Origin of the sequence: Citrobacter sp. CK191, from assembly GCF_030333435.1 — a bacterium.
GTDB classification, from domain to species: domain Bacteria; phylum Pseudomonadota; class Gammaproteobacteria; order Enterobacterales; family Enterobacteriaceae; genus Citrobacter_B; species Citrobacter_B koseri.
This window is the reverse complement of sequence record NZ_JAOWFX010000003.1, coordinates 384,225-405,344: the sequence shown is the minus strand read 5'-3', so window position 1 is coordinate 405,344 and position 21,120 is coordinate 384,225. Positions and strand designations below refer to the sequence as shown.

Sequence of the window (21,120 nt, the reverse complement as noted above, 5' to 3'; positions counted from 1 at the left end):
CAGCAGGCAGTAAGTTCAACAGGAGAGCTTCATGTCTTTTAGCGAGTTTTATCAGCGTTCCATTACGCAGCCGGCGTCGTTCTGGGCCGAGCAGGCCCGACGTATCGACTGGCAGCAGCCGTTTACTCAAACGCTGGATCACAGCGATCCGCCGTTTGCCCGCTGGTTTTGTGGCGGAACCACTAATTTGTGCCATAACGCTATCGACCGCTGGCTGGACAAGCAGCCGGATGCGCTGGCGCTGATTGCCGTCTCCTCTGAAACGGAAGAGGAGCGCACGTTTACCTTCAGCCAGTTGTATGACGAAGTGAACGTGGTGGCGTCGATGCTGTTGTCGCTGGGCGTGCAGCGCGGCGACCGGGTGCTGGTTTATATGCCGATGATTGCCGAGGCGCGCATTACGCTGCTGGCCTGCGCGCGGATTGGCGCGATTCATTCGGTGGTGTTCGGCGGTTTTGCCTCGCACAGCGTAGCGGCGCGAATCGACGACGCTAAGCCGGTGCTGATTGTCTCGGCAGACGCCGGGGCGCGCGGCGGTAAGATTCTGCCGTATAAAAAGCTGCTGGATGATGCCATCGCGCAGGCGCAGCATCAGCCGCGCCACGTTTTGCTGGTGGATCGCGGGCTGGCGAAAATGGCGCGAGTACCGGCGCGCGACCTCGATTTTGCGTCGCTGCGTCAGCAGCATCTCGGGGCGCGGGTGCCGGTGGCCTGGCTGGAATCCAATGAGATCTCCTGCATTCTTTATACCTCCGGCACGACCGGAAAACCGAAAGGCGTACAGCGCGACGTCGGCGGCTATGCGGTGGCGCTGGCAACCTCGATGGACACTATCTTCGGTGGCAAAGCGGGCGGCGTGTTCTTTTGCGCGTCGGATATCGGCTGGGTTGTGGGGCACTCCTATATTGTCTACGCGCCGTTGCTGGCAGGCATGGCAACCATCGTTTATGAAGGGTTGCCGACGTACCCGGACTGCGGCGTCTGGTGGAAGATCGTAGAGAAATACCGCGTCAGCCGGATGTTCTCTGCGCCGACCGCCATCCGCGTGTTGAAGAAGTTTCCGACGGCGCAGATCCGCAATCACGATCTCTCCTCGCTGGAGGTGCTCTATCTGGCCGGTGAGCCGCTGGATGAGCCGACGGCCGCCTGGGTGACGGAGACGCTGGATGTGCCGGTTATCGACAACTACTGGCAGACCGAGTCCGGCTGGCCGATTATGGCGATCGCCCGCGCGCTGGACGACCGGCCTTCACGGCTGGGCAGCCCCGGCGTACCGATGTACGGCTATAACGTGCAGTTGCTCAATGAGGTCACTGGTGAACCTTGCGAGGTGAACGAGAAAGGGATGCTGGTCATTGAGGGGCCGCTGCCGCCTGGCTGCGTTCAGACTATCTGGGGGGACGATGCGCGTTTTGTGAATACCTACTGGTCACTGTTCTCGCGTCAGGTGTACGCCACTTTCGACTGGGGGATTCGCGACGCGGACGGCTATTATTTCATCCTCGGGCGCACCGATGATGTGATCAACGTCGCCGGGCACCGTCTGGGCACGCGCGAGATCGAGGAAAGCATTTCCAGTTACCCGAACGTGGCGGAAGTGGCGGTGGTGGGGGTGAAAGATGCGCTGAAGGGACAGGTGGCGGTAGCGTTTGTGATCCCGAAACAGAGCGACACGCTGGAGGACAGGGACGTGGCGCAAACGGAAGAGAAGGCGATTATGTCGCTGGTGGACAGTCAGATCGGTAATTTTGGCCGCCCGGCGCACGTCTGGTTTGTTTCACAGTTGCCGAAAACACGTTCTGGCAAAATGCTGCGTCGTACGATTCAGGCGATTTGCGAAGGCCGCGATCCGGGCGATTTGTCCACGCTTGACGATCCCGCTTCGTTGCAACAAATCCGTCAGGTGATTGAGGAGTAACCGAGGTGCCCGATGGCGTTATCGCTTATCGGGCCAGGAAGAAAATGTATCGCAGGCCGGATACGGTGCTTGCACCGCCATCCGGCAATTTCCCTTTTACCGCCAGCTTATCTGGTAGTGGTAGCGCCCGGCGCTGAGCTGATATTCCGCAGAGACAGAAGGGCTCCAGGAGTCATCGCCGCCTACGCCCATATGGAAACCGTCAATATTGAGCCAGGTGCCCGCTTCCGGCTGGAGCAGATGGCGGTGGCTGGTTTCCATCAGCTGTTTCTGGCCGTAGCGGCTGATGTTGAACTGAAAATCGCCGCGCCACTGATGCGCGCCATAACGCAATTCACGCGTTCCGCAGCGCAGGCCGTTTTCGCTCGGGAAAACATACGGGGTGTACATCTCTTCCAGCGGCAGATCCCAGCGTTCAAAACAGGCGGCAGAGAGACGATCCGGGTAGTTCTCGTGCGGGCCTAACCCCAGCCAGTTGACCCGCTCCGCCACCTGCGCAAGCTGGCAGCTCAGGCCGATGCGCGCCGGATGCGGTGTCCCGCTGGCGACGTCAATATCTACCGTTATCTGCATTTCACCGTTGCCGTCGATACGGTAGGTTTTCCGGCTGATGAACAGCGTCTCGCCCTGATACTGCCAGGCGTGGGCGGTGGTAATCAGTACCGCGCTGGCAAGCGTGTCGGCATCGCATTGCAGTAATACCGCTTTAGCCTGGTAATGACCGGCGGCCTTCCAGCGTTCAACCCAGGCGTTAGGGTCGATGCGGGTTGCCTCGCTCACGCCGATGTCGTTGTCCAGCGGCGCGCGGGTGAACTGATCGACAAGCGGAGTCAGCAACTGTGCCTCTTCGCCAATCCAGAATTGCGTCAATACGCCCTGCTGGCGGCTGAACTCCCAGCATTTCTCGCCTGCGACAATACGGAATGCTGTCCCGCTGCTGGTGAGCTGTGGCGCGTTGCCAGCGTGCTGCGGCCACTGCGTAGCGAGTTTTTCGCCGAGCTTCCACTGTTGCCAGGCGCTGATATGTCCGGCTTGCGACCACGCGGTTGCCTGCGGCTGTTCAACGCGTACCGTCAGCCATAGCTGGCCTGCGGTTTCCGCTTCCGGGAGCGCTGGCAGCGCGATGATCTGGCGTCCCTGCGGCGGGATATCCAGCGTCACAACGCCTGCGGTCAGCGGGTTGCCATCCAGCGCCAGTGACCAGTGGAGCACCTCGTTATCGCTATGGCGGAACAGGTATTCGCTGGTTACTTCAATCTGGCATTCGGCTCCCGGCAGCAGCGTAAACTGGAAAAACTGCTGCGCGTGTTTGGCTTCATACAGTGACGGATGCGGCGTTCGGTCGGCGAACACCAGGCCGTTCATACAGAACTGACGGTCGTTAGGCGCGTCGCCAAAGTCGCCGCCGTAGGCTGACCACGGCCGACCGTCGTCGTCGTATTTGATAAGCGACTGATCCACCCAATCCCAGACAAAACCGCCTTGCAGGCGTGGATACTGGCGAAACGCCTGCCAGTATTTCGCGTAACCGCCGAGGCTGTTGCCCATCGCGTGGGCGTATTCACACAGGATCAGCGGGCGCTGCTCGCCCGGCATCGACAGCCATTTTTTGATCGACCATTTCGGTACGGCGGGGAAGGGCTGATCCTGATCGACGCGGGCGTACATCGGGCAAATGATGTCGGTTGCCGCCGTATTCGCGCCGCCGCCTTCATACTGCACGGGACGGGAGGGATCTTCCGACTTAATCCAGCGGTACAGCGCGTCGTGGTTGGCACCGTGCCCGGACTCGTTGCCCAGTGACCAGATAATAATGCTCGGATGGTTGCGATCGCGCTGTACCATCCGCGTCACGCGCTGGCTCATGGCGGGCAGCCAGACCGGATCGTCGCTCAGGCGATTCATCGGCACCATGCCGTGGGTTTCGATATTGGCCTCATCCACCACGTACAGGCCGTAGCGATCGCACAGGGTGTACCACAGCGGGTGATTCGGATAATGGGAGCAGCGCACGGCGTTAAAATTGTTCTGCTTCATCAGCAGAATGTCTTTAATCATGGTCTCTTTATCCATCACCTGGCCGTTTTCCGGGTGATGTTCATGGCGGTTGGCGCCGCGGATCAGCAGCGGCTTACCGTTTAACAGCAGCAGACCGTTTTCAATGCTGACCTGACGGAAACCGACGTCGCAGGCTTCGGCTTCAATCAGCGTGCCATCGGCGGCGTGTAGCTGCACAACGGCACGATACAGATGCGGGGTCTCCGCGCTCCACAGCACCGGGTGTTCGACATTCAGACGAAGGGTTGTGCGATCAGGGTAAGCGCCGCGCTCATCAATGATCCCGCTGCCGAGCGGAGCGGTTTTTTCTCCGACGAATGTTTCGCTATCCCACAGCTGTACCGTCACGCGTAAATCATCGCATCGTTCCCCCGTTGTTCTGACCTCCGCTTCCAGCACTGCGCGGCTAAAATCATCGTTAAAGCGGGTGTTGATGCGCAGGTCACGGATTTGCGTTGCCGGTTTATGCAGCAGCGAGACGTCGCGAAAGATGCCGCTCATCCGCCACATATCCTGATCTTCCAGATAGCTGCCGTCACTCCAGCGCAGCACCATTACCGCGAGGCGGTTTTCACCCTTAAGCAAAAAATGCGTGAGATCGAATTCAGACGGCAGACGGCTGTCCTGACCGTATCCGACCCAGCGACCGTTGCACCACAAATGGAAGGCGGAGTTCACGCCATCAAAAATGATCCGCGTCTGGCCTGCCTGTAGCCAGTCTGCGTCAATACTGAATGTGAGCGAGTAACATCCGGTTGGGTTATCTGCCGGAACGAACGGCGGGTTAACCGGAATGGGATAGGTGACGTTGGTATAAATGGGGGCGTCGTAACCGTCCATTTGCCAGTTAGACGGCACGCGCACGCTATTCGCCTGTTGCAGATCGCTTGTCCGCCAACTCTCTGGTACTGCTTCAGGCGCCGAAAACCAGGCAAACGTCCATTCACCGTTCAGGCTGCGCTTGTGTGCGGAGTCACGGTTCGCGCGGGCGTCATCGGCATTACGCCAGCTGCAAAAAGGAGGGTGCGCCTCCAGGCGATTAAGTTGCGTTACGCCAGGGTTTTCCCAGTCGCGACGTTTCAGAACGACGGCGAGTGAATCTGCATTCTGGGGCATAGCGGTATCCTGATTGGGTTTGTTATTCGCTCACAATTTCAGTCAAAATACGAAGAAGGGATTCCTGCTGTAAAGGACAGGAGGTTCAATGAGTGAACTGACTCACACAATTGTTATGCGTTCACATTTTCGGCGCTAACAGCGAAACCTGCCGAGCCAGTTGGATCAGGGAGTCGGCCAACGCCTGCGGAGAAGTGGCCTGAGCATTGGGGGGCTGCACGGTTTTACGCTGAACCAATGAAACGGGGAGTTGCTGGTTACCGGTGGCGGGTTCGCCACGGGAGAGTTGCAGCAGTTTGTCGACGCTGGTTGCGCCAAGCAGGGGGAAATTCTGTCTGATGGTGGTCAGCGGTGGGATGTAGCAGGCGCTGTCTTCGGTGTCATCGTAGCCTATCACCGAGATATCCTGCGGGATGCGCAGGCCAAACTCAGCGATCGCCCGCATGGCGCCCAGCGCCATCTGATCGTTAGCCACCAGTATTGCGGTGGGCATCGTTCCGTCATTGAGCATCTGCATGGTTTGCTGGAAACCGGACATCGCGCTCCAGTCGCCTTCCGTTTCTGCCACCGGTCGCAGCTGATAGTGGGTCAGATATTTATGCCAGCCCGCCAGTCTTAGCCGCGCAGAGACGGACGAGTGCGGCCCTGTCAACAGCGCGATGCGCTGGTGCCCGTGTTCTACCAGATGCTCAACGCCCAGACGCGCGCCGTCGTCATGGGAAAAAATAATACTGTTAACGGGGAACCGATCGGACACGTCGAGAAACAGTACCGGCACGTTGCCGCAGGCGGCGGCAACGGCAATGGCATCGTTCTCATCAAGCGGGTAGTTGATGATCAACCCGCTTACCCGCTGCGCCAGCAGGTTATGTACCGCCGCTTTGCAGGCGTCTACCCCGTTGCGCTCCACCATCGCGATCACCACGCTGGCGCCTGACCTGTCGGCGCGGGATTTAATCGCCGCGACAATTTGCGACGGCGCGTGCAGCGCGAGGTTAGCGGTGGCGACGCCGATGAGCGGAGTTTGTTTACCCGCCAGCTGCTGCGCGACGCGATTGGGAATGTAATTCAGCTCCGCCATCGCGGCTTCGACTTTTTCACGGGTTTTGGCGGAAACGTGGCTGGCCTGATTCACCACGCGAGAGACGGTCTGATAAGAGACGCCTGCACGGTCTGCAACATCATAGAGCGTTACCGGTTTCACATTCATCACCCTGAATTTGTTGTTATCTGCGCGTTATGATGCCACACCCTGAAGGTTTTTCGCCATTCTGCCGGGCTGACGTCAGTTTGTCGGCTGATATCGACCCCGGATCCTGACGTTGTCCTCATTCCGTCGTATGAGTGGGGACGGTATGTTCCCACTTCTGTCTGAGCGCCGGTGCGCCGCCTTATTGCCAGAGTTGTAAGAGATTCTGGCAGCGGAGGCATTATGAGCTGGCGACCCTTTCTTTATCTCATTGTTACTCCTCACCCGGTGCTGAGCGCCCGGCGCGCGCGTTTGCGGCTGGTACAAGGCTGACGGGTCTTTAATAATTGCGTAGCGCTCCCGATTACCGCCCGGCGCGCTGTGTTATGGTGCTTGTTTCATTGCCGATTTCATAAGCAGAAACAGGAGCCAGACTATGTCGCAACATAATCCGTTGAGCGCCATCCTCGATAAACAGGATTTCCTGTTGCTGGACGGGGCGATGGCGACGGAACTGGAAGCGCGCGGCTGTGATTTAGCCGATAGCCTGTGGTCAGCGAAGGTGCTGGTAGAAAACCCGGCGCTGATCCGCGAAGTCCACCTTGATTACTACCGGGCGGGGGCGCAATGCGCGATTACCGCCAGCTACCAGGCAACGCCCGCAGGACTTGCCGCGCGTGGGTTTGATGAAGCGCAGTCGAAAGCGCTGATCGGCAAGAGCGTGGAACTGGCGCGCAAAGCGCGGGAAGCGTATCTGGCTGAGAACCCGCAGGCGGGCACGCTGCTGGTGGCGGGTTCCGTCGGGCCATATGGCGCGTATCTGGCCGACGGTGCGGAATATCGCGGGGATTACGTATGTACTCCCGAAACGTTCCAGGCTTTTCATCGCCCGCGTGTGGAAGCGCTGCTGGATGCGGGCGTTGACCTGCTGGCCTGCGAAACGCTGCCGAATTTTATTGAGATTAAAGCGCTGGCTGAGTTGTTAACCGAATATCCACGGGCGCGGGCATGGTTCTCGTTTACGCTGCGCGACAGTGAGCATCTGAGCGACGGTACGCCGCTGCGTGACGTGGCGGCGTTCCTCAACGCCTGCCCGCAGGTTGTGGCGACAGGCGTAAACTGCATCGCGCTGGAAAACGTCACCGCCGCATTGCAGCATTTGCACGGGCTGACCGCGCTGCCGCTGGTGGTTTACCCCAATTCGGGCGAGCGGTACGATGCGGTAAGCAAAACCTGGCATCATCACGGCGAAGCGTGCGCCACGCTGGCAGAGTATTTACCGCAGTGGCTGGCGGCGGGTGCGAAGCTGATTGGCGGTTGTTGCCGGACGACGCCGAAGGATATTGCTGAATTGAACGCGCAACGTTGAGTGTGTGGGCTGATGCCTTACCCGGCCTACAACGTGCGAACTGTAGGCCGGGTAAGCGTAGCGCCACCCGGCATCAATTACACTGCGTCTGCTAAAACAAACATCCCGTACGGGTGGATTTCGAGGTAATAATTTTCCCCCACGTCCGGCTGCAATCGGGTGGCGTTAACCTGCAATAAAATCTCCTGTCCGTGCCACGCCACCGTCACCTCATACTGCGGCCCCATATAGGCGACATGCTGAATCACACAGCGCTGGCTCTCTTCGCCGCGATCGCTCAAGGTAATCGCTTCCGGGCGCACGCCAACGGTGCCGGAACCCTGGGCGGCAAAGTGCGCCGGGCGCGGCAGTCGATAGCCGTAGATATCCACATACTCCTGACTGAACGTCGCCGGGAACAGGTTGGCATCGCCCATAAAGCTCGCCATAAAGCGTGACGCAGGTTGACGGTAGAGATCCTGCGGCGAACCGATCTGCATAATATGCCCCTTGTTCATCACCAGCACGGTATCGGAAACCGCAAAGGCTTCGCTCTGATCGTGGGTAACGTACAGCGAGGTGATATCAAACTGCTTTTGCAGTTCGCGGATCTTGTCGCGCATGCTGCGACGCAGGTTGGCGTCGAGGTTACTTAACGGCTCATCAAACAGCAGCACCTTCGGCTTGAGGATCAGCGCGCGCGCCAGCGCCACGCGCTGCTGCTGACCGCCGGAGATCTGATCAACATAGCGGTCTTCGAATCCTTCCAGATCCACCATCGCCAGCGCCTCTTGCACACGGGCTTTCACTTCGCTGCGCGACACGCCAAGCATCTTCAGACCGTAGCCGACGTTTTCCCCCAGCGACATGTGCGGGAACAGGGCATAAGACTGAAAGACCATACAGATATCACGCTGCTGAATAGAGCGATGGGTGACGTCTTCGCCATCAATGAAAATCTGCCCTTCGCTCGGTTTTTCCAGCCCGGCCACCAGACGCAAAATGGTCGTTTTGCCGCAGCCGGAAGGGCCGAGCAGCGTCACCATTTGCCCCTGCGGGATGGTGAGATTGATATTATCGATAACCGTGTTGCTGCCGAATCGTTTGGTGACGTTGCGCAGTTCAACAAAATTTTTCTGACTCATAGTGCGCTCCATTACGCCTGGTTTTTGGCTTTTGAACGGGAGATACGCGCTTCCCCGATCAGCCAGTCAAAGATGAAAATAATCGCCAGCATCACCACGATCAGAATCGAGCCGTAGGCGATCGCCACGCCGTATTCGCCGTCTTCCACGCGGTTGAGGATGTAGGCCGTCGCCACGCGGGTGTCTGGCGTGACGAGGAACACAATGGCGCTGACGGTGGTAATGGCGCGCACAAAGCTGTAGATCAGCGCTGAGAGGATCGCCGGGCGCAGCAGCGGCAGCAGGATGTGCGTGATGGTGCGCAAGCTCCCGGCGCGCAGGCTGAGCGACGCTTCATCCAGCGATTTATCGATCTGGCCTAATCCGGCGATCCCGGCGCGAATCCCAACCGGCACGTTACGCATCACCATCGAAATAATCACAATCGCCGCCGTTCCGGTGAGGTACACCGGGGCGCTGTTAAAGGCGAGGATGTACGACACGCCCGCCACGGTGCCCGGTACGGCGAAGCACAGCATGGTGGTGAACTCGATAGTCTTTTTGCCTTTGAACTGCTGGCGTACCACAATCCAGGCGATCAGCAGACCGAAGATGGCGGTGATCGGCGCGGCAATTCCGGCGTAGAGCAACGTATCAAGCAGGGAAGGCCACGCGCCGTCGCTCATTCCCTGGCCGAACAGCTTGATAAAGTTCGCCAGCGTCAGGGTGTAATCCACGCCCCAGTTGACGGTGAAGCTACCGTAGAAAATGCTGCCGTAGAGCAGGGCGTTGAAGGCTATCCACACGGCCAGAATGGCGATGACGCTCCACACCAGGGTGACAGGCAGCGGCTGGACGTCGCCACGGTACGATTTCCCGGAGACAGTGACGTAAGAGCGCTTACCGATCCACATATACTGCACACAGAACACCAGCAGCGAGAACAGCAGCAGGAACGCGCCCAGCGTACTGGCGGCCTGATAATCAAGCTGCGAACCGGTGATATAGAAATAGATCTGCGTCGCCAGCACGTCGAAGTTACCGCCGAGCACTAACGGGTTACTGAAGTCGGCCAGCGACTGCACCACCACGATCAGGAAGGCGTTCGCCAGCGCCGGTTTTAGTAGCGGGACAAACACGCCGTTAAAGGTCTGCCAACGGCTGGCGCGCAGGGTGTACGAGGCTTCTTCCAGCGATGGATGAATGGTTTTGATCGCCCCGTCAAGGATCATAAACGCCATCGGGGTAAAGGCCAGTACCTGCGCCAGCCAGATGCCGGTAAACCCGTACAGCCAGTTGGTGTTGGTCAGCCCGAACCACTCGACCATAAATTCGGTGACGTAGCCGGAGCGTCCCATCATCAGCGTAACGCCTAAACCCACTACGAACGGCGGCGTGACGATTGGCAAAATCGAGAAGATGCGGCCAATAATGGCGCTGCGTTTGGCAATGCGGGTGGTGTAAATCGCCAGTACCAGGCCGAAGAAGGTACAGCCCACGCCCACCGCAATCGACAGGGCGATGGAGTTGAGGATCACCTGGATGATATGCGCCTGCGACAGCACCGTCATAAACGCCAGCGGCGCGAATTCCCCGGCGTCGTTGGTGAACATCGGGATGAAAATCGCGATACTCGGCCAGACGATAAAGATGCCGATCAGCGCCACAATGGCGGTAAGTGAGCCGATCACGAAGCGGTCGCCGCCCAGCCATTCCAGACGGGTCAACGCCAGCGTCATGATCGCGCCCAGCGCGACGAACAGCACGATAGTGGCGTAGCCTAAACCACGGCCTTCAACGGTGGCGCTGACGACGATAAAGGCCATACACAACAGCGCCCAGCCCGCATCAAGGTAATGGCGGCTGCGCTGTTCGCTCCTGGCTTCATGGAACGGGCGAATCAGCAGCAGGCTTGGCAGCAGATACCACAGCCAACTGATATTGCGCTGTGACCAGCCGTAGGACTCAAGGATTTCATCGCCCGTGGACTCCAGCAGGCCGTAATCCAGGCTCCAGCTCGGCAGCAGGGCAAACGCCAGCCAGCCCAGCAGAACCCAAAAGAATATCGCATCCCGTTTTTTCACGGGATGGTGTGCAAGTGTGTGTGACATAGCGGTTCCGGTATTGTGGGCCGGGTACGGCGTTACGCCGCCACCCGGCAAATGAACGCAATGTGGGCTTATTTACCCATCTTCACTTCGCTAACCCACTTATTGATAAGCTGCTTACGGACGTCGGTAGAACCGTATTTATCCATGTCGTAATTGATGAGCTTCAGGTCGTCGAGCTTCAGCGAGTTCGGTGATGTTTCCGCTGTGGTGTTGGTCAGGATCTGATAAGACTTGCCTTTCTTCCACGCCAGCTCTTGTGCTTCTTTTGACAGCACCCAGTCCACGAACAGTTTGGCGTTGTCGAGGTTACGCGCGCCTTTCAGGATGCTGACGCCGCCAATTTCATAGCCGGTGCCTTCGCACGGAGAGATCAGCTCCAGCGGCGCGCCCTGTTCTTTTTCCAGCGAATAGTCGTGCAGGAAGCCAATGCCGATAGCGGTTTCGCCACGGGCGGCGTTACGTGCCGGGGCAATACCGGATTTGGTGTACTGAGAAACGTTGGCGTTGAGCTGTTTCAGGTAATCAAAGGCCTGATCTTCGCCCCACAGCTGGGCGAAGGTCGCCAGTGCGGTATACGCGGTGCCTGAACTTTGCGGGTCGGCAATCTGAATCTCACCTTTGTATTCCGGTTTGGTCAGATCCTTCCAGCATTTTGGTACCGGCAGATTTTTCTCTTTCAGGCGCTGGGTGTTGACGCCAAAACCGAGAATACCGACATACACCGCTGAAGAGAGGTTGCCTTTTACTTTCGCCGGATCGCGGAATTTCTCCATGACCTGCTCAAGATTGGGAGACTTGTAGGGTTGCAGCAGCCCCATTTCACCCGCCTGAGACTGAGGGTCCAGCGTCCCGCCGTACCAGACGTCCGCCTGCGGGTTTTTCTTCTCGGCATCGACTTTCGCCAGCGTACTGCCGGAGCCGTTGCGAATGAACGAGGTTTTGACGTCATATTTGTCGCCAAACGCTTTGGTTTCTGCTTCGCACATTTCGTTGGTGGCGCTGCAATAAACCACCAGGCGGCCTTTGGCCTGCGCGGCGCCGGTTAAGGTTGCCAGCGCAATGCCGGATGCAATCAGGGTAGAGGTAAGCGTCAATTTCATTGTTTTATCCTTTGACTGAGCGAGGTGGTGATGCCCGCCATCAGTAGCGGCATCAGCAATAAACCCATAAGTACCGCGGCGACCGAGAGCAGACTGAACATGCCCGACCAGCCGTAGCGTTCAATGACCAGCGACAGAGGCCAGCCCGCCAGCGCTGCCCCCAGATAGGCGAACAGGCCGAGAAACCCGGTGATGGAACCGGCCGCCGCTTTGTGCCCGCACTCGACGGCGGCAAGGCCAATCAACATTTGCGGGCCAAAAACGAAAAAGCCCACCGTAAAGAAACAGACCGCCAGCAGTGCGTAATGGTGTACCGGCGCTAACCACAACGCGGCAACGGACACCATCAGCCCCAGCGTGAACAGCAAAATCATCGGCGCGCGCTGGCCGCTGAACAGCAAATCCGACCCCCAACCGGCGAACAACGCGCCGAGCAGACCGCCAACTTCAAACAGCATCACCGTGGCGTTGGCGCTGAGCAGATTGACGCCGTGGCTTTCCGTGAGCCAGATGTTGCCCCAGTCGTTGAGGGCGATGCGGATCAGATAGACCAGCACATATGAGACGCCCAGCAGCCAGATCATCGGGTTTTTCAGCATCGTGGTGCGCAGCATCTGCCACAGCCCCATCGGCGGGCTTTGCTGCTCCTGGCGCAGCTCCAGCGGGTCATGACGCCATGCGCCGACCGTTGGCAATCCCTCTTCCTGCGGCGTGCTTTTCAGCTGTAGCGTGAGCCAGATACCTAATGCCATGCTGATGATCCCCGGCGCCAGCATCGCCGCCTGCCAGCCCCACCAGTGGGCGGCGAAAGCGCTAATCAGCGGGATAATCGCCCCGCCGATGTTGATCGACATATTCCAGCAGCCCCACCAGAAGCCGCGCTCGTTGCGCGAATACCAGTGGGTCAGCAGTCGGGCGCAGGGCGGCCATCCCCAGCCCTGAAAGAAACCGTTCAGCGTCCAGACCGCCAGCAGCAGCGTCAGCGACTCGCCAAAGGCGAACACCACATTCAGCAGGCCGGTGGCGAACAGGCCAACGCCCATAAACCAGCGCTGCCCGTGGCTGTCGTGCCACAGCCCGGCGGTAAACTTCGACAGGCCGTAGGTCAGGTAAAACAGTGAACCCAACAGGCCGATATCGCCTTTATCGAGTCCCAGATCCGTTTGCAGCGCTGGAAGCACGTAATTCACGCTTTTTCGCGTCAGGTAAAACGCGGCGTACCCGATGACCATGCACATCAGCAACCGCAGGCGTAGCGCCCGGTATCGTTGGTCTGTTTCGTTTACTGGGCGTGGGTGCATGGCCGTCTCCGTTTGTGCTGACTATAGGAAAGTGAAAACCAAAGGGGATGAGAGAAAGTCCGCAGTGACTAAGACTTTTTCCTGGTCAGGACGTGGTTTGTTGCAAAATTGTGGGCAAGTTAACAATTACCCGCGTGCCGTGCAGCGATTCGAGCGTCAGTTCGCCGCCCAGCGCGCTGACCCGTTCGCGCATCCCCTGAATACCGAATCCCGGCATTTTTTCAGGCTGGATGCCGGTGCCGTTGTCCCGAACTTCCAGATGGAGGGTCTGTTTCTGCTGGCTTAACAGAATCGTGACCTCGCTGGCTTCGGCATGTTTACAGACGTTGTTCAGCAGTTCCTGCAACAGGCGGTAGAGGGTAAACCTGACGGTTTCATTTTCCGGGGTAAGCGTAAGGCGATACTCAAACTGGCAGCGAATCCCACGTTCGGGGAACGCGAATTCGTTGACCAGATGATGCAGCGCCTCTTTGAACGACAGCTCATCCAGCGCGGGGGGACGTAGCTGGCGTAACAGCTGGCGGGTTGAGTGGTGAATACGGCGGGCGAGATCGTTTATCTGGCTGGCGGCGGCCTGCGTCTGCGCCGGATCGCGCGCGCGTTTCACGAGCTGTGACTGGATCTGAATGGCGGTGATGTTCTGCCCGATCTCGTCGTGTAGCTCGCGCGCCAGGTTTTTGCGCGTATCCTCTTCGGTATGGATCAGCTTTTCGGTCAGCGCCCGGCGCGCCGCCAGCTCCGCCTCCAGACGCTGGCGATAGTGGTGCAGGTTTTGCGCCAGATGCTGCTGGCGGCTGATGGCGATCCCAAGACCTATGCCGAGTAGCGCCTGGGTGGCGAGGAAAATCTCCAGCTCGACCAGGTTGTTAAACCCGACGCCGACCTGGCGGGCGATGGTGATCATCATGCTGCCCAGCAGCCCGGAGAGCACGCCGCCCTGCCAGCCAAACTTCCACGCCATCACCACGTTAGGCAGGAACACCACGATCAGCAGCAGGCGTTCAATTTCCGGCGACAGCACCATTTGCGTGCCGATGCCGATAATAAAGAACAGGCTGCACCAGATGATCAGCGAAGTGCGCAGCGGCGGGTTGTTGGTATCCAGCCCCAACAGGTGATAACGGTGCTGCTGGCGTAAAAATTCAAATACCAGATAAACAAAGGGGGTGAGCAGCACGCCGCCGGTAAACGACGCCAGGCCAGTCAGCATTGCCGGGCTTTTTATAAAGGGCGACAGCAGGGCGGTATTCAGCAGCGAGGCCAGCGTGACGGCGGCCAGCAGCAGCGTGAGACGCTGCCAGTACAGGGGAAAACGGTGCCAGAATTTTTGTCCGATGCTGGCCGGGATCAGGCAGATCAGCGGCGCCGCCAGCAGGACGTAGCCGCTGAGCAATTGCTCGCTATGGAGCCATAACGGCATCAGCACCGGCGGCAGTATCAGCGCGGGCCAGTAACGGCGGGAGAGTAAAATCAACAGCGCAAGATAAACGCCGTGCGGCAAAAAGAGCGCCGCCTGTTGGCCGTTATGGGTCAGGTAAAAGCCCAGCGTCCATAGCATCAGCCAACCTGTTCCCCAGGCCAGCAGGATAAACAGTGAGATCACCCAGTAACGCACGCCGCGAGACATCAGTGCCCCGTCAGCAACTGGTGGTCGAGGGCGAAATGCACCAGCTCGATGGTACTGTGGCACTGCAATTTACCCAGTACGTTAGCACGGTGGACGTGAACGGTTTTATGGCTGAGGTCGAGCTTAAATGCGATCTCTTTGACGCTGTCGCCTTTGACCAGTAAATCAAAAACTTCTCGCTCACGGGGGGTTAATACCTCCAGCACCTGCGCCGGCTGTTCACCGCCGCGCAGCGCCCGCAACGCATCGGCGCACAGATAGTGGCCGCCCATACCAACGGAACGCACCGCCTGAACCAGCTCTTCCGGCCCGCAGCGTTTAGTCAGATAGCCGCTGGCGCCTGCATCCAGCGCGCTTTGCACAAACGCTGGCGTGTCGTAAATGCTGAGGACGATGGCGCGAAACGTGGGTTTTTGCGCGCGTAGCCGCTTTAACAGACTCAGCCCGTTTTCGTCCGGCATCGCGATATCCAGCACCGCGACGTTAACGTCATCGCGCAATAATGCGGGCCAGGCTTCCGCCGCGCTGCTGTACTGGCCTGCTACGTCCAGATCGTCTTCAAGACTTAATAATTGCGCAAAGCCGGAACGCACCACCACATGGTCATCAACCAGCACCACACGAATCATATGCTTACTCTCTTGCCGAATAATGCCTCTATGATGCCTGCCCCCGCCGCGCTGGCAATCATCCGGGTGTGGTTATGGAATGAATGTAACAAAATCGCAATAATTTGCAGGGGGTTGTTGTCGTGGTAGGCCGGATAAGCGTAGCGCCATCAGGCATGGATTGTCGGATGGCGGCGCAAACGCCTGATCCGGCCTGCAACTCAATGCTAAATACATTTCCACACTAACCATTCCCGTTTTTTTTCTAAAAACGCTTTGCTATTAGCAAGAATTTTTAATTCCTTTATCAAACTCGGCCGCAACGAAATACTGCCCCCATAACAAGACAGGGGAGCAGACAATAATGGGTATTTCATCGCGTAACACACTTCTCGCCGCACTGGCGTTTATTGCATTCCAGGCGCAGGCGGTTAACGTCACCGTCGCGTACCAGACATCCGCTGAACCGGCGAAAGTGGCGCAGGCGGATAACACCTTCGCCAAAGAGAGCGGGGCGACCGTTGACTGGCGTAAATTCGACAGCGGCGCGAGCATCGTGCGCGCGCTGGCTTCCGGCGATGTACAGATCGGCAACCTTGGCTCCAGCCCACTGGCGGTCGCCGCCAGCCAACAGGTGCCGATTGAGGTTTTCCTGCTGGCGTCAAAACTGGGGGAATCCGAAGCGCTGGTGGTGAAGAAAACGATCGCTAAGCCGGAGGATCTCATCGGCAAACGCATTGCGGTGCCGTTTATCTCCACCACCCATTACAGCCTGCTGGCCGCGCTGAAACACTGGGGCATTAAGCCCGGGCAGGTCGAAATCATCAATCTGCAACCACCGGCGATCATTGCCGCCTGGCAGCGTGGCGATATTGACGGCGCTTACGTCTGGGCACCCGCCGTTAACGCGCTGGAAAAAGACGGGAACGTGCTGACAGACTCGGGGAAAGTTGGCGAATGGGGCTCGCCGACGCTGGATGTGTGGGTAGTGCGTAAAGACTTCGCGGAAAAACATCCAGAGGTGGTCAAGGCATTCGCGAAAAGCGCCATCGACGCGCAGCAACCCTATATCGCCAATCCTGAGGCGTGGCTTCAGCAGCCGGATAACATCAGCAAACTGTCGCGCTTAAGCGGCGTGCCGGAAACGGACGTGCCGGGGCTGGTGAAAGGCAATACCTACCTGACGGCGCAACAGCAGGCCGTTGAGCTGAACGGGCCGGTCAATAAAGCGATTATCGACACCGCGCAGTTCCTGAAAGAGCAGGGCAAAGTGCCCGCCGTCGCGACGGATTACAGCCAGTACGTCACCGATCGCTTTGTACAATAAGGAGGCGCGGATGCTGCAAGTTTCCCATCTCTTTGCCGATTACGCCGGTAAACCGGCGCTGGAAGATATCAATCTGACGCTCGACAGCGGTGAGCTGTTAGTGGTGCTGGGCCCGTCAGGGTGCGGGAAAACCACGTTGCTGAATCTGATCGCCGGTTTTCTGCCTTATCAGCACGGCACGATCCAACTGGCGGGCAAACGGGTCGATGGGCCGGGTGCGGAGCGCGGCGTCGTCTTTCAGAACGAAGGGCTGCTGCCCTGGCGCAACGTGCAGGATAACGTTGGGTTTGGCCTGCAACTGGCAGGAGCAGACAAAACCCGGCGTCAGCACGTTGCGCAGCAGATGCTGAAAAAAGTCGGGCTGGAAGGGGCGGGAAAACGCTTTATCTGGCAGCTTTCCGGCGGGCAGCGCCAGCGTGTTGGCATCGCCCGCGCGCTGGCGGCCAATCCTCAACTCCTGCTGCTGGATGAGCCTTTCGGCGCGCTGGACGCTTTCACCCGTGAGCAGATGCAAACGCTGCTGCTGAAACTCTGGCATGAGACCGGCAAACAGGTGTTACTCATTACGCATGATATTGAAGAGGCTGTGTTTATGGCGACGGAGCTGGTGCTGCTTTCTCCTGGCCCCGGTCGCGTGCAGGAGCGGCTGTCGCTTGATTTCGCCCGCCGCTTTGTGGGGGGCGAATCCTGCCGCAGCATTAAATCCGATCCGCAGTTTATCGAGACGCGGGAGTATGTGTTAAGCCGCGTCTTTGAACAACGGGAGGCCTTCTCATGAGCGTGGTCATCAACGATAAGCTGCGTCAACGCGGGTTGAAATGGCGCTGGCCGTTCTCTCGTCGCATTACTCTGAGTATCAGCACATTAGCGGTGATTCTGGCCGTGTGGTGGAGCGTAGCGGCGTTGCAGTTAATCAGCCCGCTGTTTCTGCCGCCGCCGGGGCAGGTGCTGCAAAAACTGATCGCCATCGCCGGGCCGCAAGGGTTTATGGACGCCACGCTGTGGCAGCATCTGGCGGCGAGCCTGACGCGCATTCTGCTGGCGCTGCTGGCCGCCGTGATTATCGGCATTCCGGTGGGCATTGCGATGGGGCTAAGCCCAACGATACGCGGCATTCTCGATCCGATCATTGAACTCTACCGACCTGTTCCGCCGCTTGCGTATTTACCGCTGATGGTGATCTGGTTCGGGATTGGCGAGACCTCCAAGATCCTGCTGATCTATCTGGCGATTTTCGCCCCGGTCGCCATGTCGGCGCTGGCGGGCGTCAAAAGCGCGCAGCAGGTTCGCATTCGTGCGGCGCAGTCGTTAGGCGCCGGACGAGTACAGGTATTGTGGTTTGTGATTCTGCCCGGCGCGCTGCCGGAGATCCTCACCGGATTACGCATTGGCCTGGGCGTGGGCTGGTCAACGCTGGTGGCGGCTGAGCTGATTGCCGCCACCCGGGGTTTAGGGTTTATGGTGCAGTCCGCCGGGGAATTTCTGGCAACCGACGTGGTGCTGGCGGGGATCGCGGTGATTGCAGTGATCGCGTTTATTTTAGAACTGGGTCTGCGTGCGCTTCAGCGCCGCCTGACGCCCTGGCATGGAGAAGTACAATGAGTGAACGTCTGAGCATTACCCCGCTGGGGCCGTATATTGGCGCGCTGGTTTCCGGCGCGGATCTGACCCGCCCGCTGAGCGATAATCAATTCGAACAGCTGTATCACGCGGTGCTGCGCCACCAGGTGGTTTTTCTGCGTGAACAAGCCATTACGCCGCAGCAACAGCGCGCGCTGGCACAGCGTTTTGGCGATCTGCATATTCATCCGGTCTATCCCCACGCCGAAGGCGTCGAAGAGATTATCGTGCTGGATACCCATAACGATAACCCGCCGGATAACGATAACTGGCACACCGATGTGACCTTTATTGAGACGCCGCCAGCAGGGGCGATTCTGGCGGCAAAAGAACTGCCCTCTACCGGCGGGGATACGCTATGGACCAGCGGTATTGCCGCATATGACGCACTTTCCGAACCGTTTCGCCGGTTGCTGAGCGGTTTGCGGGCGGAGCATGACTTCCGTAAATCGTTCCCGGAATACAAATACCGCAAAACTGACGAGGAGCATCAGCGCTGGCTTGAGGCGGTAGCCAAACATCCACCTTTGCTGCATCCGGTGGTGCGTACCCATCCGGTGAGCGGCAAACAGGCGCTGTTTGTGAATGAAGGCTTTACCACGCGGATTGTCGATGTGACGGAGAAAGAGAGCGAGGCGCTGCTTGGATTCTTGTTTGCGCACATCACAAAACCGGAGTTTCAGGTGCGCTGGCGCTGGCAGCCTGATGACGTAGCCATCTGGGATAACCGCGTCACCCAGCATTATGCCAACGCTGATTACCTGCCGCGGCGGCGCATTATGCACCGGGCGACGATTCTGGGAGATAAGCCGTTTTATCGCGCACTGTAATAGATAATCACACTATTCGGTTAGGGAACGGTTAGGGAAATTCAGGCCTGGTAAGCGCAGCGCCATCGGGCACGATGTGGCACCGCGCCGGATGGCGGCGTAAACGCCTTATCCTGCCTGGAAACCCAAATGCGCGCCAATATAGCGCTGATACCTGTTTGCCTTCAGATAGGTTAAATCGACCAGCACCAGACCATCCACGCAGTTGCTGAATGCCGGATCGTTACCGAAATCAATAAACTGCACGCCGCCGGGGTCGCAAAGTTCGGAGTACTGTTTGTAGAGCGGGGGAATACCGCAGCCCAGATTGCCGAGCAACGATTTCAGCCGCGTCAGATCGTCGTTGTAGCTTTTGCCTTCAAACTGCGCCAGTACGTCCGGCAATGACGCGGGGTAGGGCTGGCGTGATATCGCCAGCGGGTGCGTCGGCGGGAACCACAGGCGATAAAAGGCCACCAGTAAATCCCGCGCATCCGCAGGCAGACCGCCGGAAATAGACACCGGGCCGAACAGGTATCGGTATTGCGGATAGCGCGCCAGATAAGCGCCAATGCCAGACCAGAGATAGTCCAGCCCGCGACGTCCCCAGTAACGCGGCTGGATAAAACTGCGACCCAGCTCAATGCCGTGCCGCATCACTTGCGCCATCTGCTCGTCGTAATGGAACAAACTGTAGCTGTAAAGCCCTTCTATGCCATGTTTTTCCTGCTGCTGCGCGCAGGGAATGAACCGATAGGCGCCAACAATTTCCAGATCGTCTTCATCCCATAAAATCAGGTGCAGATAGTCGTCATCATAGCGGTCGGTGTCCCGACGCTTTCCGCTGCCTTCGCCAACCGCGCGAAAGGCGATTTCACGCAGCCGCCCCAGTTCCCGCAGGATGGGGACATCCTCTTTGCCGTTGCGCTGCCAGAGGTAAATGTGCTTCCCGTCGGCGGTGTGCCCAAGGCATTCCGCCTGGGCGAGATCGCGTTTGAGGTGCGCTCTGTCTTCTGCGCGGGCTATCGTACTTTCGGTGGTGAATAACCCGGGGCGCCCTTTACCTAATGCCGCGACGTGCTGACGGCATTTTTCGGCCTGCTCGCGGACGTTGGTTTTCGTGGCGGACCACTGTGTCCAGGCGATTTGTTGGCCGATGCGGAGCGGCAGGCTGCTGCGACGCCGACGAAACATCTGCTGCATCAGGAGCAGCAATGCGAAGGTGGGGGACACCAGGCTGCTGGCGTAAAACAGCGAGCTGTTACGCGCGTTGATATGTACGGGAAGCAGCGGCGTGCGGTATTTCTCCGCCACCCGGATAAACCCGGAATGCCATCGGCCTTCCCTGATTCCCTGCGATGTGAAGCGCGCTACTTCGCCCGCCGGAAAGAAAATTAACGCTCCGCCAGCCTGTAAATGCGCATCTATCTGTTGTAGCGATGATTTTGGCGTGCGCCCGCCGATGTTGTCCACGGGAATGAAAAGTGAGCTGAGTGGTTGCAGATGCGAGAGCAGGCGGTTGGTCACTACTTTCACGTCACGGCGCACACGCGAGATGGCATACAGCAGAGCCAGCCCATCAAGCGTGCCTGTCGGGTGGTTGGCAATGATGACCAGCGGGCCATGTGCGGGGATGTTTTCGAGGTCGTGTGCGGGGATATCGCAGCGTATTTCAAGGTGTTCGAGAACCTGTTCCACCATGTCCACCCCTTTCAGATGGGGATGGCGGGATGCAAATTGCTGAAATTCTTCTTCATACAGCAACCGCCTGAGCAGATTTTTTTGCCAGGGTGTCGGCCTCGCCTGAGGCCACAGGTCGTCGAGTACGTTATCGAGACTAAACATAGCGGCTCCTCCTCCCGTC

At 58.5% G+C, this 21,120-nt stretch carries 15 protein-coding genes; 6 read left to right on the top strand and 9 right to left on the bottom strand.

The annotated features are described in order from the left end of the window. Positions 1-31 precede the first annotated feature (31 nt). Positions 32-1,918 (top strand): propionate--CoA ligase, encoded by a 1,887-nt coding sequence (gene prpE / locus OGV82_RS01875; RefSeq protein WP_101743917.1) that lies wholly within the window; start codon positions 32-34, stop codon positions 1,916-1,918. 96 nt (positions 1,919-2,014) lie between these two features. Here the strand turns inward: prpE and OGV82_RS01870 are convergent, their stop codons facing one another. Both OGV82_RS01870 and OGV82_RS01865 read right to left on the bottom strand, forming a co-directional pair. Beyond that, entirely contained in the window at positions 2,015-5,092 is a 3,078-nt protein-coding gene (locus OGV82_RS01870) for a beta-galactosidase (RefSeq protein WP_047458573.1), read from the bottom strand. A gap of 121 nt (positions 5,093-5,213) precedes the next feature. Continuing rightward, entirely contained in the window at positions 5,214-6,296 is a 1,083-nt protein-coding gene (locus OGV82_RS01865) for a LacI family DNA-binding transcriptional regulator (RefSeq protein ID WP_047463741.1), read from the bottom strand. 421 nt (positions 6,297-6,717) lie between these two features. Between OGV82_RS01865 and mmuM the strand changes: the two genes are divergently transcribed. Next, positions 6,718-7,650 carry a homocysteine S-methyltransferase gene (mmuM, locus tag OGV82_RS01860; protein ID WP_012133641.1) on the top strand — a complete coding sequence of 311 codons (933 nt, stop codon included), beginning with the start codon at positions 6,718-6,720 and terminating at the stop codon, positions 7,648-7,650. 77 nt (positions 7,651-7,727) lie between these two features. Here the strand turns inward: mmuM and fbpC are convergent, their stop codons facing one another. The 6 genes from fbpC to OGV82_RS01830 form a co-directional block, all read right to left on the bottom strand. After that, positions 7,728-8,774: a ferric ABC transporter ATP-binding protein gene (fbpC, locus tag OGV82_RS01855; RefSeq protein WP_024130614.1), complete on the bottom strand. Its 1,047-nt coding sequence runs from the start codon at positions 8,772-8,774 to the stop codon at positions 7,728-7,730. Between the two features lie 11 nt (positions 8,775-8,785). After that, the gene (locus OGV82_RS01850; protein ID WP_047458571.1) at positions 8,786-10,864 is read right to left on the bottom strand and encodes an ABC transporter permease; all 2,079 of its coding nucleotides are present in this window, start codon (positions 10,862-10,864) and stop codon (positions 8,786-8,788) included. Between the two features lie 68 nt (positions 10,865-10,932). Continuing rightward, complete coding sequence (locus OGV82_RS01845) at positions 10,933-11,964, bottom strand: ABC transporter substrate-binding protein (RefSeq protein ID WP_012133638.1); 1,032 nt, start codon at positions 11,962-11,964, stop codon at positions 10,933-10,935. Further along, positions 11,961-13,265: an MFS transporter family glucose-6-phosphate receptor UhpC gene (gene uhpC / locus OGV82_RS01840; RefSeq protein ID WP_286462606.1), complete on the bottom strand. Its 1,305-nt coding sequence runs from the start codon at positions 13,263-13,265 to the stop codon at positions 11,961-11,963. Before uhpC ends, OGV82_RS01845 begins: the two co-directional genes overlap by 4 nt. Before the next feature lie 85 nt (positions 13,266-13,350). Continuing rightward, complete coding sequence (locus OGV82_RS01835) at positions 13,351-14,892, bottom strand: MASE1 domain-containing sensor histidine kinase (RefSeq protein ID WP_012133636.1); 1,542 nt, start codon at positions 14,890-14,892, stop codon at positions 13,351-13,353. After that, entirely contained in the window at positions 14,892-15,521 is a 630-nt protein-coding gene (locus tag OGV82_RS01830; protein ID WP_047458568.1) for a response regulator transcription factor, read from the bottom strand. The genes OGV82_RS01835 and OGV82_RS01830 overlap by 1 nt, the downstream gene beginning before the upstream one ends. A 343-nt stretch (positions 15,522-15,864) precedes the next feature. On the opposite strand from OGV82_RS01830, the gene tauA reads away from it, so the two are divergent. From tauA to tauD, 4 genes are read left to right on the top strand one after another with little or no spacing between them, the layout of a single operon-like run. Further along, the gene (tauA, locus tag OGV82_RS01825; RefSeq protein WP_012133631.1) at positions 15,865-16,827 is read left to right on the top strand and encodes a taurine ABC transporter substrate-binding protein; all 963 of its coding nucleotides are present in this window, start codon (positions 15,865-15,867) and stop codon (positions 16,825-16,827) included. A gap of 10 nt (positions 16,828-16,837) precedes the next feature. Further along, on the top strand, positions 16,838-17,605 hold the full coding sequence (gene tauB / locus OGV82_RS01820; RefSeq protein ID WP_047458565.1) for a taurine ABC transporter ATP-binding subunit: 768 nt from the start codon (positions 16,838-16,840) through the stop codon (positions 17,603-17,605). Continuing rightward, positions 17,602-18,429: a taurine ABC transporter permease TauC gene (tauC, locus tag OGV82_RS01815; protein WP_012133629.1), complete on the top strand. Its 828-nt coding sequence runs from the start codon at positions 17,602-17,604 to the stop codon at positions 18,427-18,429. Before tauB ends, tauC begins: the two co-directional genes overlap by 4 nt. Continuing rightward, the gene (gene tauD / locus OGV82_RS01810; RefSeq protein WP_101743916.1) at positions 18,426-19,277 is read left to right on the top strand and encodes a taurine dioxygenase; all 852 of its coding nucleotides are present in this window, start codon (positions 18,426-18,428) and stop codon (positions 19,275-19,277) included. Before tauC ends, tauD begins: the two co-directional genes overlap by 4 nt. Positions 19,278-19,385: 108 nt before the next feature. On the opposite strand, the gene olsF is transcribed toward tauD, so the two are convergent. Beyond that, on the bottom strand, positions 19,386-21,101 hold the full coding sequence (gene olsF, locus OGV82_RS01805; protein ID WP_047458558.1) for a bifunctional ornithine lipid synthase OlsF: 1,716 nt from the start codon (positions 21,099-21,101) through the stop codon (positions 19,386-19,388). Positions 21,102-21,120 lie beyond the last annotated feature (19 nt).

What these genes read in the sequence shown, in the direction of transcription:
- prpE (WP_101743917.1), top strand. Translation starts at nt 32, where the DNA reads ATGTCTTTTAGCGAGTTTTATCAGCGTTCCATTACGCAGCCGGCGTCG.
- OGV82_RS01870 (WP_047458573.1), bottom strand. Translation starts at nt 5,092, where the DNA reads ATGCCCCAGAATGCAGATTCACTCGCCGTCGTTCTGAAACGTCGCGAC.
- mmuM (WP_012133641.1), top strand. Translation starts at nt 6,718, where the DNA reads ATGTCGCAACATAATCCGTTGAGCGCCATCCTCGATAAACAGGATTTC.
- fbpC (WP_024130614.1), bottom strand. Translation starts at nt 8,774, where the DNA reads ATGAGTCAGAAAAATTTTGTTGAACTGCGCAACGTCACCAAACGATTC.
- OGV82_RS01850 (WP_047458571.1), bottom strand. Translation starts at nt 10,864, where the DNA reads ATGTCACACACACTTGCACACCATCCCGTGAAAAAACGGGATGCGATA.
- OGV82_RS01845 (WP_012133638.1), bottom strand. Translation starts at nt 11,964, where the DNA reads ATGAAATTGACGCTTACCTCTACCCTGATTGCATCCGGCATTGCGCTG.
- uhpC (WP_286462606.1), bottom strand. Translation starts at nt 13,265, where the DNA reads ATGCACCCACGCCCAGTAAACGAAACAGACCAACGATACCGGGCGCTA.
- OGV82_RS01835 (WP_012133636.1), bottom strand. Translation starts at nt 14,892, where the DNA reads ATGTCTCGCGGCGTGCGTTACTGGGTGATCTCACTGTTTATCCTGCTG.
- OGV82_RS01830 (WP_047458568.1), bottom strand. Translation starts at nt 15,521, where the DNA reads ATGATTCGTGTGGTGCTGGTTGATGACCATGTGGTGGTGCGTTCCGGC.
- tauA (WP_012133631.1), top strand. Translation starts at nt 15,865, where the DNA reads ATGGGTATTTCATCGCGTAACACACTTCTCGCCGCACTGGCGTTTATT.
- tauB (WP_047458565.1), top strand. Translation starts at nt 16,838, where the DNA reads ATGCTGCAAGTTTCCCATCTCTTTGCCGATTACGCCGGTAAACCGGCG.
- tauC (WP_012133629.1), top strand. Translation starts at nt 17,602, where the DNA reads ATGAGCGTGGTCATCAACGATAAGCTGCGTCAACGCGGGTTGAAATGG.
- tauD (WP_101743916.1), top strand. Translation starts at nt 18,426, where the DNA reads ATGAGTGAACGTCTGAGCATTACCCCGCTGGGGCCGTATATTGGCGCG.
- olsF (WP_047458558.1), bottom strand. Translation starts at nt 21,101, where the DNA reads ATGTTTAGTCTCGATAACGTACTCGACGACCTGTGGCCTCAGGCGAGG.